Raw genomic sequence first — 14,427 nt, forward strand, 5'->3', positions numbered from 1 at the left:
CTATGCAATCCTCTCCGCCGTCGCGATTTCGGGCCGTGCCGCGCTGGCGGCGCGGCCTGACCGTGCGCCTGCGGCGACAGCTGATGCCGGTGGTGGAGGCGTCGACCCTGCTGGCGGCGATCGTCATCGTCGCGACATCCTACGTGATCGTCACCTCGGGCGGGTCGCAGGCGCGGCTGCTCACGCCGCCGCTGGTGGCGTTGCTGCTGGTCGTCAACCTGGTTCCGCTGATGGGCCTGCTGGTGCTGTTCGCCAGGCGGGTGGCGAAGGGCAGGGCGGCGCGATCCGGCGTCGGCGGCAGCGCGCGGCTGCACGTGCGGCTGGTCGCCTTGTTTTCCGTGATCGCCAGCGTGCCGACCCTGCTGGTGGTGATCTTCGCCTCGCTGCTGTTCCAGTACGGCGTCGAGTTCTGGTTCTCCGATCGCGCGCGCACGGTGCTGGAGAATGCGGACAGCGTGGCCCAGGCCTATGTCGAGGAGAACAAGCAGCGCATCGTCGCTGACGTCGTCTCGATGGGCGGGGACGTGAACGGCTACTCGTCCACCTTCGGCATCGCCTCGCCGCGTTTCGCGGAAGGGCTCGCCTGGCAGGTAGCGGCGCGCAACCTGACCGAGGCGGCGGTGATCCTGATCGGGCGCGATGGCAACCGGCGCCTGATCGCCGGCGCCAATCTGGACAAGAGGTCGCTGGAATTGCGCTTGCCGAACGCCGCTATCGGCGAGCTGCGAGATGGCCGCGCCCGCGTGGTGACGGACGCCGGGGACCGCATGGAGACGGTCGTCCGCCTCGATCCGGAGGCCGACGTGTTCCTCTACGCCTCCCGCAAGGTGGATCCGACCGTCCTGTCGTCGGTGGCGCGCGCGCGCAGCGCGCTGGGCGACTATAACACGATGATCGAGCGGTCTCGCCTGCTGCAGCTGCGCTTCAACATCGCGCTGCTGGCGGTCTCGCTGCTGATCGTCGGCATCGCCATCCTCGTCGCGTTCAAGGTGGCGGACCGGCTGGTGCGGCCGATGTCGGAGCTGGTCGGCGCCGCCCGCCGCATCGCCGGCGGCGACCTCACCGCGCGCGTCGCCGCGCCGCGCGTCTATGACGAGGTAGGCACCCTCGCCACCGCGTTCAACCGCATGACCGGCCGCCTGGAGGAGCAGACCCGCGCGCTGGTGGCCGCCAACGCCCAGGCGGACAGTCGCCGCGCGCTGACCGAGGCGGTGCTCTCCGGCGTCAGCGCCGGCGTGATCTCGGTGGATCAGGATCGCCGCGTGCGCCTGCTCAACACGTCGGCCGCCGAAATGTTGAAGACCGACAGCGAGATCGTCGTCGACCGCCCGCTGAGCGAGGTCGCGCCGGAGCTGGCGCGCATGCTCGACTGCCCGGATCGCGAGGCGGTGATCCAGTTCTCCAGCGGCGGCGAGCCGCGCACCCTGGCGGTGAAGCTCGTCCGCACCGGCACCGGCCACGTGCTGACCTTCGACGACATCACGCAGCAGCTGCTGGACCAGCGCCGCGCCGCCTGGTCGGACGTGGCCCGCCGCATCGCCCACGAGATCAAGAACCCGCTCACCCCGATCCAGCTCGCGGCGGAACGGCTCCAGCGCCGCTACGGCCGCGAGGTCGTTTCCGATCACGCCACGTTCGAGCGGCTGACCGGCACGATCGTGCGGCAGGTTGGCGATCTGCGCCGCATGGTCGACGAATTCTCGTCCTTCGCGCGCATGCCCAAGCCCGTCTTCCGCGACGAGGCGATCGCCGACATCGCCCGCGACGCGCTGGTGCTGCCGCAGGTCGCGCATCCCGCCATCGACTTTCGCCTGCACGCGCCGGACCTGTCGCCGCACATGGTCTGCGATCGCCGGCAGATCGGCCAGGCGCTGACCAACGTCATCAAGAATGCGGTGGAAGCCGTGGAGGCGAAGGCCGATCCCGCCGGCGCCGTCTCGCTCGCGATAGCAGAGGAGGACGGCCGGCTGCTGATCACCGTGTGCGACGACGGCATCGGCCTGCCGGCCGAGCGCGAGCGCATCACCGAACCCTATATGACGACGCGGGTGCGCGGCACCGGCCTGGGCCTCGCGATCGTGCGCAAGATCGTCGAGGAGCATTTCGGCACCATCACCTTCGCCGACAGGCCCGGCGGCGGCACGATGGTGCGCCTCTCCTTCGATCTCGCGACGCTCGCCCCGCTCGCCGCCGACAATGACGACCAGGCGGACGACAGCGACAGCCGCATGACCGAACTGACCCGCATGAAGATTGGGTGAAGATGCTGGACGTATTGATCGTCGACGATGAGCAGGACATTCGCGAGCTGGTCGCCGGCGTGCTCGAGGATGAGGGCTATGCCGCCCGCACCGCCGCCGATTCGGACGGGACGCTGGCCGCGCTGGCCGATCGCCGGCCGTCGCTGGTGCTGCTGGACGTGTACCTCAAGGGATCGAGGCTCGACGGGCTCGATCTGCTGGACGAGATCAAGCGGCGCGATCCCTCGCTGCCGGTGCTCGTCATCTCCGGCCACGGCAATATCGACACGGCGGTGGCGGCCATCCGGCGCGGCGCGGTGGACTTCATCGAGAAGCCGTTCGAGGCGGAGCGGCTGCTGCTGCTCGTCGCCCGCGCCACCGAGACGGACCGGCTGCGCCGCGAGAACGCCTCGCTGAAGGCGCAGATCGGGCAGGAGGACGAGCTGACCGGCAGTTCCGGCGCGATCAACTCCGTGCGCGCCACCCTGAAGCGCGTCGCCGCCACCGGCAGCCGCGTGCTCATCAGCGGCCCCGCCGGCGTCGGCAAGGAGGTGGCCGCCCGCCTGCTGCACATGTGGAGCCCGCGCGTGGAGGCGCCGTTCACCGTCGTCTCGGCCGCGCGGATGACGCCGGAGCGGGTGGAGGAGGAGCTGTTCGGCATGGAGGAGGGGCATGAGGTGGTCCGCCCCGGCCTGTTCGAACAGGCGCATGGCGGCACCCTGTTCCTCGACGAGATCGCCGATATGCCGCTGACCGCGCAGGCCAAGATCCTGCGCGTGCTGACCGACCAGAGCTTCAACCGCGTCGGCGGCCAGCGCGTGGTGAAGGTGGACGTCCGCGTCGTCTCCGCCACCTCGCGCGATCTGCCGGAGGAGATCGCCGCCGGCCGCTTCCGCGAGGATCTCTACTATCGCCTCAACGTGGTGCCGGTGCATCTTCCCGCGCTGACCGAGCGGCGCGAGGACATCCCCGCGCTCGTCGACCATTTCGTCGCGCGCTACGCGGCCGAGCGGCGGGTGCCGACGCCGATCGTCTCGCCGGAAGCGGTGGCGGCGCTGCAGGCCTATGACTGGCCGGGCAATGTGCGGCAGGTGCGCAACGTCGTCGAACGCACGATCATCCTCGCGCCGGGCGACCGGCTGGCGCGGATCGACATCGACATGTTGCCGCCGGAGGTGCTGAGCGACCAGGCGCGGCTGAACCCCGGCGACGCGGCGAAATCGATCATGGGCACGCCGCTGCGCGAGGCCCGCGAGACCTTCGAGCGCGAATATCTGCGCGTGCAGATCCGCCGCTTCTCCGGCAACATCAGCCGCACCGCGACCTTCATCGGCATGGAGCGATCGGCCCTGCACCGCAAGCTGAAGACGCTGGGCCTCGCCGATCCGAAGGAGGAGGGGGAGTAGACCCTCCTCTCGAATGCGCGTGCTTAGAAACCCCTTGCCCGTACGACGGCAACATCGCCCCATAGACGCGCCTTCGCACCTGCGGTAGAAACGCCATGTCCCGGCACCCGGCCGGGGCATGCAACGCGCCGCACAGGCGCTCGCGCGGGCAATGGTCCCGCCAAGTTCCGGAGACCGGACCCATGGCCGACAAGGTCAACAACCTTCAGGATATCTTTCTCAACTCCCTCCGCAAATCGAAGACGCCGGTGACGATGTTCCTCGTCAAGGGCGTGAAATTGCAGGGGATCATCACCTGGTTCGACAATTTCTCGGTGCTGCTGCGGCGCGACGGGCAGAGCCAGCTGATCTACAAGCACGCCATCTCCACCGTGATGCCGGCCCATCCGCTCGACCTGACCGAGATCGAGAAGGGTTTTGAGGTCGAGAAGAAGGCGACCCTGCTGCAGGAGATCTTCCTGGGTGCGGTGCGGCGCGCGCGGGAGCCGGTGACGATGTTCCTCGTCAACGGCGTCATGCTTCAGGGCGAGATCGCCGCCTATGACCTGTTCTGCATGCTGCTGCGGCGGGACGGGATGTCGCAACTCGTCTACAAGCACGCTATATCCACCGTGCAGCCCGCCAACCCGATCAACCTGGCGGCGCTCGACGGGGAGAGTGATTGAGCGTCTTCGATCGTGACAAGGACGACGGCTTCGCCCGTGGCGCGCGCGCCGTCGTCGCCTTTCCGGACATGGGCTCGGCCGAGCGCGACAGCGAGGCGCGACTGGCCGAGGCCGCCGGTCTCGCCGCCGCGATCGGCATCGACGTGGTCGATCGGATGGCCCTGCGCATCCGCGCGCCCAAGCCCGCCACGCTGTTCGGCTCCGGTCAGGTCGAGCAGATCGGGCTCACCGCGCGCATGGCCGACGCCGATCTCGTGATCGTCGACGGCGCGGTGTCGCCGATCCAGCAGCGCAATCTGGAGACCGCGCTCGGCGCCAAGGTGATCGACCGCACCGGCCTGATCCTGGAGATATTCGGCGAACGCGCCGCCACCGCCGAGGGCCGGCTGCAGGTGGAGCTCGCCCATCTCGACTATCAGGCCGGCCGGCTCGTGCGCAGCTGGACCCATCTGGAACGCCAGCGCGGCGGCTTCGGCTTCCTCGGCGGCCCCGGCGAGACGCAGATCGAGGCGGACCGCCGGCTGATCCGCGATCGCATGGCCAAGCTGCGGCGGGAGCTGGAGCAGGTCGCCCGCACGCGCGGCCTGCACCGCGCCCGGCGCAAGCGCGCGCCGTGGCCGATCGTGGCGCTCGTCGGCTACACCAATGCCGGCAAGTCCACCCTGTTCAACCGCATGACGGGCGCGGACGTGATGGCGGAGAATCTGCTGTTCGCCACGCTGGACCCCACCATGCGCCAGATAACCCTGCCCGGCATCGACAAGGCCATCCTCTCCGACACGGTGGGCTTCGTCTCCGATCTGCCGACCCAGCTCGTCGCCGCCTTCCGCGCCACCCTTGAGGAGGTGATTTCCGCCGACCTGATCGTCCACGTCCGCGACATCTCGCACCCGGACAGCGAGGCGCAGGCGGCGGACGTGGAGAAGGTGCTCGGCGAGATCGGCGCACGCGGGGAAGGGGGCGCCGCCATCGTCGAGGCATGGAACAAGCTAGACGCGCTGGACGACGACGCGCGCGTCGCGGTGCTGGGCGAGGCCGCCCGCCGCGACGACGTCGTGACCGTTTCGGCGCTGACCGGGGAGGGCGTCGATCGGCTGCAACGGGTGCTGTCGCAACGGCTTTCCGCCGGTAGCCGCATCCGCTCGATCCTCGTCGATCCGGCCGATGGCGCAGCGGCGGCGTGGCTGCACGCGCATGGCGAGGTGATCGGCCAGTCGATGGAGGACGATCGCCTGGCGATCGACGTGCGGCTCTCCGACGCGGACTATGCGCGCTACGTGGCGCGCGCCTGATCGGCGATCTTGGCCTCGCGCCACAGCCTTTCCTTGTCGTCGAGCGGCAGGCCGGCGAAATCCGGCGCGGTCTCGATCGCGCGGAAGCGGCGCTCGAACTTGGCGTTGGCCTGGCGCAGCGCCGCCTCGGGATCGATGCCCAGATGGCGCGCCCAGTTGACCACGGCGAACAGCAGGTCGCCGATCTCGTCGACGCGGGCGGCTTGGTCCGCGGCGGCGTCCAACTCGGCCATCTCCTCGATCACCTTGGCGCGCGGGCCGGTGGCGTCCGGCCAGTCGAAGCCGGTGCGGGCGGCGCGCTTCTGGATCTTCTCCGCGCGGGAGAGCGCCGGCAGGGCGCGCGCGATGCCGGCGAGCGCCGATCCGTCCGTGCGCCCGGCGCGCTCGGCCGCTTTCATCGTCTCCCAGCCGGCGAAGCTCTCGGCCTCGCCGAAGATATGGGGGTGGCGGCGCTCCATCTTGTCGCAGATGCCGTCGATCACATCCGCCAGCGTAAAGGCGCCGCGATCCTCGGCGATGGCCGCATGGAAGACGACCTGGAGCTGCAGGTCGCCAAGCTCGTCGCGCAGCGCCGCCATGTCGTCCTCGGCGATTGCGTCGGCCACCTCATAGGCTTCCTCGATCGTGTAGGGCGCGATGGTGGCGAACGTCTGCACGCGATCCCATTCGCACCCGCGCGCCGGATCGCGCAACCGGGCCATCACGGAGACGAGACGTTCCAGCATGCGCTCAGCCCTCCAACGTCAAACTGATAATATACATTATGTAAAATAAGCGGCGATGCCGGGGAACAGGCGCAGCACCAGCAGCAGCCCCGCAAAGATCCCGAACCAGATCAGCGCCAGCCGAGCCACCCTCCCGATCGGCAGCCGCCGCGTCAGCAAGGATGCCGCCACGAGCACCAGCGCTCCAAGTGTTCCCGTCAGCGCCAGCGCCTGATCCTCGCTCATGCGACTGCGATCTCCATGCCGTCATGGCCGGGCTCCACGCCGTCCGGCAGCTCCGCCGCGAGCGTCAGATAGTCCATAGACTGGTCCATGTGGGTAAGCACCGCGCGACGCGGCCGGCATCGCGCGATCGCCGCCAGGGTCTGCGCCAGATGCGGGTGCGTCGGATGCGGCCGCCGGCGCAGCGCATCGACGATCCACAGGTCCACATCCTCGAACAATGCGATCATCTCGTCCGTCACCGCGCTGAAATCCGTCGCATAGCCGATCGCCCGGCCGCCATGCTCGAAGCGCAGCCCGGCCGATACGATGCTGCCATGCGGCTGGGAGACGTGCCGCACGCGGATGTCGCCGATCATCATGTCGGGATCGAGAATCTGGCCGTCCACCGTCGCCGGATAGCCGTCGCGGCCGTGGAAGGCGTAGGCGAACCGCGCCTCCAGCGCCGCCAGGGTCTGCGGCTGCGCATAGCCCCGCACCGGCGCGCCGCGTACATGGTAGAGCTGGCGCAGATCGTCCAGGCCGTGGCAGTGATCGGCATGGTCGTGGGTCCAGATCACCGCATCGACCGCGTCGATCTCGGCATCCAGCAGCTGTTCGCGCATATCGGGCGAGGTATCGACCAGCAGGCGCGTCGTCGCCGTCTCGACGACGATCGAGGCGCGCCGGCGGCGGTTGCGGATGTCGCCCGGGTCGCAATCGCCCCAGTCGTTGCCGATGCGGGGCACGCCGGACGAGGTGCCCGAGCCGAGGATGATCGCCCGGATCATGGACGCGCCTTCGCGAACAACACGAAGAAATTGCGGCTCGTCTGCTCGGCCAGTTGCGTCGCATCCACACCGCGCAGGTCGGCCAGGAACCGCGCCGTATCGCTGACGAAGGCGGGCTCGCACGTCCTGCCCCGGTGCGGCACGGGTGCCAGGAACGGCGAGTCCGTCTCTATCAGCAGCCGCTCCGCCGGCAGCTCCCGCGCGGTCGCCTGCAGGTCCTTCGCGTTCCTGAACGTCACGATGCCGGAAATGGAGATATAGAGGCCCAGGTCCAACGCCTTGGCGGCGAAATCGGCGCTCGCGGTGAAGCAGTGGATCACGCCGGGATAGGCGCCCTTCCCCATCTCCTCCGCCAGTATGGCGGCGGTGTCGGCCTCCGCGTCGCGGGTGTGGACGATCAGCGGCAGGCCGGTCTCGCGTGCGGCGGCGATGTGGCTGCGGAAGCTCGTCCGCTGCCGCTCGCGATCGGATCGGTCGTAATGATAATCGAGCCCCGTTTCGCCGATGCCGATCACGCGGGGGTGCGCCGCCGCCGCCACCAGCCGGGCCGTGTCGATCTCGGCATGGGTGTCCGCCTCGTGCGGATGGATGCCCACCGTCGCCCACACGTCCTCCGCGCGCTCGGCGGTGGCGATCACCGCGTCCCACTCGCTCTCGCGCGTCGCGATGTTGAGCATCGTCGTGACGCCGGCGGCGCGCGCGCGATCGATCACCGCCGCCTGCTCCTCGACGAGGCCCTTATAGTTCAGGTGGCAGTGGCTATCGACCAGCATCAGGCGGCCGGCTCCACCCAGCGCGGGAACACGCCCTGCGGCGGCGGCAGGGCAAGGCCGGGCTGCAAGGGCTTGTCCAGGCTGGCGAAATCGCGGGCGTCCGCGCCCTGCCCGAGCAGGTCGAGCAGCTTGTCCGCGCTCTCCGGAATGGCCCAGCGGACCAGGATGGCGATCCGCCGCACCGCTTCCGCCGCGACGTACAGGATCTGGTCGGCGCGCGCCGGATCGGTCTTCCGCACCGCCCACGGCGCCTGATCGGCGAAATAGACGTTCGCCGCCGACACTCCCTCCCACAGCGAGGCGAGCGCGTTGTGGAGCGCGAGATCGGCCATGGCGTCGCGAGCGGCATCGGCGGCGGCGGCGATCTCCCCGAGCAGCCGCCGGTCGATGTCCAGCAGCGTGCCAGGATTAGGCACGAGGCCATTGATATTCTTTGCGATCATGCTCAGGCAGCGCTGCGCCAGATTGCCGAGACCGTTCGCCAGATCGGCATTGCCCCGCGTCACGATCGCCTCGTGGCTGTAGCTGCCGTCCTGGCCGAAGCTCACCTCGCGCAGCAGGAAGTAGCGCAGCTGGTCGACACCGTAGATCCGCGCCATCTCGATCGGATCGACGACGTTGCCGACCGACTTCGACATCTTCTCGCCCCGGTTGAGCAGGAAGCCGTGGCCGAACACCTGGCGCGGCAGCGGCAGGCCGGCCGACATCAGGAAAGCCGGCCAGTAGACCGCGTGGAAGCGCACGATATCCTTGCCGATCACGTGCAGATCGGCCGGCCAGAGCCGCTCGTAACGCGCCGTATCGTCGGGATAACCCGTAGCCGTCAGATAGTTGGTCAGGGCATCGACCCACACATACATCACGTGCCCGTCCGCGCCCGGCACGGGCACCCCCCAGTCGAAGCTGGTGCGCGAGATGGAGAGGTCGGCCAGCCCGCCCCTGACGAAGCTGACCACCTCGTTGCGGCGCCCCTCCGGCCGGATGAAGTCCGGCTGCGCCTCATAATGCTCCAGCAGGCGGTCGGCATAAGCGGAGAGGCGGAAGAACCAGCTCTCCTCCACCGTCCACTCGACGGGCGTGCCCTGCGGCGACAGCTTCTCGTCGCCCTCGCCGTCGATCAGCTCCTTCTCGTCGTAGAAGGCCTCGTCTCGCACCGAGTACCAGCCCTCGTAGCGGCCGGAATAGATGTCGCCGTTCCGCTCCATCGCCTGCCACAGGGCCTGGCTGGCGGCATAATGGGCGGGCTCGGTCGTGCGGATGAAGCGATCGTTCGAGATGTTCAGAACGCGCGCCATCTCCTGGAAATGGCCGGACATCTCGTCTGCCAGCGCGATCGGCGCGAGATCGCGCGCGCGCGCCGCCTGCGCCATCTTCAGGCCATGTTCGTCGGTGCCGGTGAGGAAGAACACGTCGCGGCCGGCCAGCCGGTGATAGCGGGCGATCGCATCCGTCGCGATCACCTCATAGGCGTGGCCGATATGCGGCCGGCCGTTCGGATAGCTGATCGCGGTCGTGATGTAGAAAGGATCGGCCATGGGTCTCGCGTTCGTCGGGGCCGGTTCAGCCCCGGCGGTCCGCCCCGGGTTTAGCGTCGCGCCGGGCAGGAGCAAGGCCCGCGAGCATGCCGCCGAGCGCGAAGACCGTCGCCTGCGGATCGAGCGAGAGACGCACCGCGCCGGACGCTAGCGAGCGCGCTTCGGCCTCCAGGTCCAGCGCGCGGGCCAGCGCCGGCCCGCTTGCCTCACGGGCGGCGGCGGCGATCCGCGCCGGTGCGCGCTCCAGAAACGCCTCGTAGCGCGGCTGGGCGGACTTGACGGCCAGCTTTGCCGCCAGCGCGCTGCGCGCCGCGTTGGTCGGATCGCCGGTTTGCGCGATCGCATCGATCGCCGCATCCAGCCCGGCGATGTCGAGCCCGGCGAAGCGCAGCGCCTGACCCGCCGCGCCCTCCCCCACCCGCACCAGCGCGGCGATCTCGCGATCGTCGGCCTCCGGCTGCTCGCGCCGGGCGATCGCGGCGACGTCGGCATCGTCGAGCGGACCGAAGCGCAGCGAGCGGCAGCGCGAGCGGATCGTCGGCAGCAGCCGCCCCGGCGCATGGCTCACCAGCAGGAAGATGGTGTCGGCCGGCGGCTCCTCCAGATTCTTCAGCAGGGCGTTGGCGGCGGAGCGTTCGAGATCGTCGATCGCGTCGATCACCACCGCGCGCCGGCTGGAAAGGCCGGGCGTCGTCGCGAACAGGCCCTGCAGGCCGCGCACCTGCTCCACCGTCACGCTGCGGGCATGATCGCCAGTCTTCTCGCGGAACAGCCGCCCCAGCCGGCGATAGTCGGGGTGGCTGCCGGCGGCGGCGTATCGGGCCGTCGGATGCTCCGCCGGCAGGTCAAGCGCCGGCGCCGCGATCGGCCCTGTCCCCTCCGCCAGCCAGCGCAGCGCCGCCGCCTCGGCGAAGCGCGCCTTGCCGATGCCCGGCCGGCCGATCAGCAACCACGCATGATGCATCCGCCCGCCCGCCAGCGCGGCGCGAAAGGCAGCGATCTGAGGATGATGGCCGAGGAGGCTCATAGATCGTCCAGTGCGGCGAGCAGCCGCTGCGTCACCGTTCCCGCCGCACCGCTCGCGTCCACCAGCCGCAGTCGCTCCGGTTCCATGTCGGCCAACCGCGCGAACGCCGCCGCCACCGCCGCGTGATAGTCCCTGCCGCGCGCGGCGAAGCGATCCGGCCGGCCGCCGTCGCGCGCATGCTCGCGCGCCTCCGCCTCGTCCACCGGCAGGCGCAGCACCAGCGTCCGATCCGGCAGCAGGCCGCCGCTGCCGATCGCGTGCAGCGTGCGGATCGTCTCGCCGCCCAGGCCGTCCGCCCCGCCCTGATAGGCGAGCGAACTGTCGAGGAAGCGGTCGCTCACCACCCACGCGCCGCGATCCAGCGCCGGCCGGATCGTGCGGGCGACATGATCCGCGCGGGCGGCGGCGAACAGCAGCGCCTCCGTCTCGGGCGTCCAGCGTTGTACGTCGCCCTGCATCAGCAACGCGCGGATCGCCTCGGCGCCGGGGCTGCCGCCGGGCTCGCGCGTCTCGATCACGTCCAGCCCGCGGTCGCGCAACGCCGCCGCCAGCCGCTTCACCTGGGTCGACTTGCCGACGCCCTCGCCGCCTTCCAGGCTGATGAAGCGCCCGCGTGGCCGCGCGTCGCTCACGCCATCCCGAACAGCCAGCGGAAGCCGGCGGCGATGCGGCCGAAGAAGCCGGCCGTGCCGACCGAGCTCTCGGCGACCAGCGGCATCATCTGCGGCGGTGTGTCGCCGGTTGTCACCACCAGGTCGGCGATATGGTCGCCGGCCTTGATCGGCGCCTTGATCGGCCCGTTATAGACAATCTTCACCTGCATGTTGCCGGCCGTGCCCGCCGGGATCGTCACGGCCAGGTCGCGCGGCGCCACGAGGCCCACCTCGCGCGCGTCGCCCTGCTGCACCTCGGCCGTCTGCACGCGCCTGCCCTTGGCGGCGATCGGCTTGGCCTGCCACGCCCGGAAGCCCCAGTCCATGAACGCGACCGACTGCTCGATGCGCTGGTTGGAAGAGGTGAGCCCCGCCAGCACCATCACCAGCCGCCGGCCGCCCTGCTCGGCCGATCCGGTGAAGCCGTAGCCGGCCTCCTCGGTGTGGCCGGTCTTCAGCCCGTCGGCGCCCTGCACCCGGCCGAGCAGCGGATCGCGATTCTGCTGGGTGATGTCGGCCCCGGCGCCCAGCGTCTTGCCCCAGGTGAACTCCTTGAGGCTGTAGAACGCCTTGTAGAGCTTCGGATGGTCCTCGATCGTCCGCTGCGCCAAGGTCGCCAGGTCGCGCGCGGTGACGAAGGTCGCGCCATTGTCCGGCCAGCCGTTCGAGTTGCCGAACTGGGAGTTCTTCAGGCCGATCTTCTGCGCCTGCTGGTTCATCAGAGCGGCGAAGGCGGGTTCGGTGCCGGCGATCCCCTCGGCCAGCACCACGCAGGCATCGTTGCCGGAAAGCGTGACGATGCCGCGCAGCAGGTTCTGCACGCTCACCTGCTCGCCGGGGGAGAGGAACATCGTCGATCCCGCCGCCGGGCCGTGCCACTGGCGCCACGTCTCCGGCCGCACGGTGATCATCTTGTCCAGCTTCAGCTCGCCGCGCTTGATGAGGTCGAAGGCGACGTACACCGTCATCATCTTCGCCATCGAGGCGGGGGGCATCCGCCGGTCGGCATCCTTGGCGTAGAGGATCGCGTCCGACGACAGATCCTTCATGTAGGCGACCGGCGCCGGCGTCTCATAGGGCGGCGCGGCCGCGATCGCCGGTGCGGCGAGGGCGACGAGGGGGAGAAGCAGGCGGCTCGGTTTCATCGATATTCCCGTTATCGGTCTGACTCGCGGACGATCTGCGCGTCGTGATAACCAGCCGCGCCCGCCCGCGCCAGCGCGGAGCGTGCCATCGCCTCGTCGGCGAACGGGCCGATCCGCACCCGCCACTCGGCCCCCCGGCCGATCACGGCGGCCGGGCCAAGGGCACCGGCCGCGCTGGCAAAGGCATCGGCCCGGTCGGCATCGTCGAAACCGCCCAGATCGAGAAACGCCGGGCGCGATCCCGGCGGCGAGGCGGGCAGCGGAGCCGCCACGCCGGGCGCCACGATCCGCGCGGCGGGCGGCACGCTCGCCCGTGGCGGCGCGGCGCTCCGCCCAGCCAGCGCCGCCAAAGCCTGGCGCGGCACGGCCGGCCGCGCACCGGCGGGCCGGCCGGCGCGGAGGGCGGCGCGGTCCGCCTCGCCGGGGAAGACGCGGCGCACCCGCACCCGCGCCACGCCGTCCCGCTCGATGCCGAGCAGCCGTGCCGCCCCCTGCGACAGATCGATGATGCGCGTTGGCACAAACGGCCCGCGATCGTTGATGCGCACCAGTATCGTGCGGCCGGTCGCCAGCGCCGTCACCTCCACATAGGATGGCAGCGGCAGGGTGGCGTGCGCCGCGCTGATCCCCGCCGGGTCGGATCGCTCGCCATTGGCGGTCGGCCGGCCGCGATGCGCTGCGCCGTACCAGGATGCCGCGCCGATGCGATCATAGGCGCGATCGTCGGCCGGCACCCACGTGCGCCCGCCGGCCTTGTACGGCAGGCCGAGCTTCACCGGCAGATCGGAGACGACGCGCCCCCGCCCCGCCCGCTGCGGCCGGTCGGCCACGCCACACGCCGCCAGCGCCAGCATCGCCGCCAGCACCAGCATCGCCGCCGGCCGGGGCCGGCGGATCGGGCTATTCGCTGACGGCATCCGCCAGCAACCCCACCGACAGCGCGTAGAAGTTGGAGCAGTTGTAATCCAGGATCGCGCGATAGTTGGTCGTCAGCAGGTAAGCGGTGGCGTTCGGCCCGTCCGGCTCGATCAGGCTCGCCATCTCCGTTTCCGCCGGCACCGGCGTGCCGACCGGCTGCACGCCCAGCCGCCGCCACTCGGCGATCGTCAGCCAGCGGCTGTGGCGATCGAACACGCGCGGGCAGCGCGGCGAGACGAGCCGGGCGCGGATGCTCGCGCGGTCCAGATCCGCCGGCACGCGCACCGGCACGCCCCAAGGCACGTTCGGCCGCCACCCCGCATTCGTCAGATAATTGCCGATCGAGGCCAGCGCGTCCGGCTCGCTGCGCCAGATGTCGGCCTTGCCATCGCCGTCGCCGTCCACGCCCAGGCGCAGGTACATGCTGGGCAGGAATTGCGGGTAGCCGGTGGCGCCGGCCCAGCTGCCCTTCATCTGCGATCGCGGGAAGCCGCGCTCGATCAGTTGCAGGGTCGCGATGAACTCGGCGGTGAACAGCTCCCGCCGGCGGCCGTCATAGGCCAGGCTGGCGAAGGAGCGGAGCAGATCGAAGTCTCCGGTATAGGTGCCGTACCCCGTCTCGTGCCCGTAGATGGCGAGCATGATCGCCTCCGGCACGCCGGTGCGCCGCTCGATCGCCGCCAGTTGTGGCCGCAGGTCGCGATAGCGGGTGCGGCCGCGGCCGATGCGATCGGCATCGACGTGGCGCACGCGATAGGGCGCGAACGGCGCGATGCCCGGCGAGGCCCCCGCCGCCGGATTACCGCCCGGCTGCGCCCGATCGAGCGACACCACGCGCGGATTGAAGGTCAAGGTCGGCAGGATCGCGTCCAGCGTGCGACGGGAGATGCCCGCCGCCATCGCGCGCGGCCGCAGCCCATCGAGAAAGGCGGTGAACGCCGCCGCCTGCCCGTCGATCGCCGCCGGCGGTGCCTGCCCGTCGATCACCGGCGACGCCTCCTGAGCGGAGGAGCCCGCCGGCATCAGCGCGGCCGCCGCCGCCGCGAAACTGAGCAG

14 protein-coding genes are annotated in these 14,427 nt (G+C 70.4%); 4 read left to right on the forward strand and 10 right to left on the reverse strand.

Annotated elements, in window-relative coordinates; translation table 11 throughout:
- Nucleotides 1-35: 35 nt before the first annotated feature.
- The 4 genes from GNT64_RS06355 (at nucleotide 36) to hflX (ending at nucleotide 5,603) form a co-directional block, all read left to right on the forward strand.
- Nucleotides 36-2,261 carry a sensor histidine kinase gene (locus GNT64_RS06355; protein ID WP_231639334.1) on the forward strand — a complete coding sequence of 742 codons (2,226 nt, stop codon included), beginning with the start codon at nucleotides 36-38 and terminating at the stop codon, nucleotides 2,259-2,261.
- 2 nt (nucleotides 2,262-2,263) lie between these two features.
- Entirely contained in the window at nucleotides 2,264-3,646 is a 1,383-nt protein-coding gene (gene ntrX / locus GNT64_RS06360) for a nitrogen assimilation response regulator NtrX (protein ID WP_156678737.1), read from the forward strand.
- A gap of 95 nt (nucleotides 3,647-3,741) precedes the next feature.
- Entirely contained in the window at nucleotides 3,742-4,311 is a 570-nt protein-coding gene (gene hfq, locus GNT64_RS06365; protein WP_277873262.1) for an RNA chaperone Hfq, read from the forward strand.
- Nucleotides 4,308-5,603, forward strand: coding sequence for a GTPase HflX (hflX, locus tag GNT64_RS06370; protein WP_156678739.1), 1,296 nt, complete (start codon nucleotides 4,308-4,310; stop codon nucleotides 5,601-5,603). Before hfq ends, hflX begins: the two co-directional genes overlap by 4 nt.
- Here the strand turns inward: hflX and mazG are convergent.
- From mazG to GNT64_RS06420, 10 genes are read right to left on the reverse strand one after another with little or no spacing between them, the layout of a single operon-like run.
- Nucleotides 5,585-6,328, reverse strand: coding sequence for a nucleoside triphosphate pyrophosphohydrolase (gene mazG, locus GNT64_RS06375; RefSeq protein WP_156678740.1), 744 nt, complete (start codon nucleotides 6,326-6,328; stop codon nucleotides 5,585-5,587). The two genes, hflX and mazG, sit on opposite strands and share 19 nt — an antisense overlap.
- Before the next feature lie 36 nt (nucleotides 6,329-6,364).
- The gene (locus GNT64_RS06380) at nucleotides 6,365-6,553 is read right to left on the reverse strand and encodes a hypothetical protein (RefSeq protein ID WP_156678741.1); all 189 of its coding nucleotides are present in this window, start codon (nucleotides 6,551-6,553) and stop codon (nucleotides 6,365-6,367) included.
- Entirely contained in the window at nucleotides 6,550-7,320 is a 771-nt protein-coding gene (locus GNT64_RS06385; protein ID WP_156678742.1) for an MBL fold metallo-hydrolase, read from the reverse strand. The genes GNT64_RS06380 and GNT64_RS06385 overlap by 4 nt, the downstream gene beginning before the upstream one ends.
- Nucleotides 7,317-8,093, reverse strand: coding sequence for a TatD family hydrolase (locus GNT64_RS06390; RefSeq protein ID WP_156678743.1), 777 nt, complete (start codon nucleotides 8,091-8,093; stop codon nucleotides 7,317-7,319). Before GNT64_RS06390 ends, GNT64_RS06385 begins: the two co-directional genes overlap by 4 nt.
- The gene (gene metG, locus GNT64_RS06395; protein WP_156678744.1) at nucleotides 8,093-9,628 is read right to left on the reverse strand and encodes a methionine--tRNA ligase; all 1,536 of its coding nucleotides are present in this window, start codon (nucleotides 9,626-9,628) and stop codon (nucleotides 8,093-8,095) included. The genes GNT64_RS06390 and metG overlap by 1 nt, the downstream gene beginning before the upstream one ends.
- Nucleotides 9,629-9,653: 25 nt before the next feature.
- Nucleotides 9,654-10,655 carry an AAA family ATPase gene (locus GNT64_RS06400; RefSeq protein ID WP_156678745.1) on the reverse strand — a complete coding sequence of 334 codons (1,002 nt, stop codon included), beginning with the start codon at nucleotides 10,653-10,655 and terminating at the stop codon, nucleotides 9,654-9,656.
- Complete coding sequence (gene tmk, locus GNT64_RS06405) at nucleotides 10,652-11,287, reverse strand: dTMP kinase (protein ID WP_156678746.1); 636 nt, start codon at nucleotides 11,285-11,287, stop codon at nucleotides 10,652-10,654. Before tmk ends, GNT64_RS06400 begins: the two co-directional genes overlap by 4 nt.
- Entirely contained in the window at nucleotides 11,284-12,453 is a 1,170-nt protein-coding gene (locus GNT64_RS06410) for a D-alanyl-D-alanine carboxypeptidase family protein (protein ID WP_156678747.1), read from the reverse strand. Before GNT64_RS06410 ends, tmk begins: the two co-directional genes overlap by 4 nt.
- 11 nt (nucleotides 12,454-12,464) lie before the next feature.
- Complete coding sequence (locus GNT64_RS06415; protein WP_156678748.1) at nucleotides 12,465-13,370, reverse strand: septal ring lytic transglycosylase RlpA family protein; 906 nt, start codon at nucleotides 13,368-13,370, stop codon at nucleotides 12,465-12,467.
- A complete protein-coding gene (locus GNT64_RS06420) occupies nucleotides 13,354-14,394 on the reverse strand; it encodes a lytic murein transglycosylase (RefSeq protein ID WP_156681475.1) in 1,041 nt (346 codons plus the stop codon). Before GNT64_RS06420 ends, GNT64_RS06415 begins: the two co-directional genes overlap by 17 nt.
- Nucleotides 14,395-14,427 lie beyond the last annotated feature (33 nt).

This window comes from Sphingomonas profundi, from assembly GCF_009739515.1.
GTDB lineage: Bacteria > Pseudomonadota > Alphaproteobacteria > Sphingomonadales > Sphingomonadaceae > Alterirhizorhabdus > Alterirhizorhabdus profundi.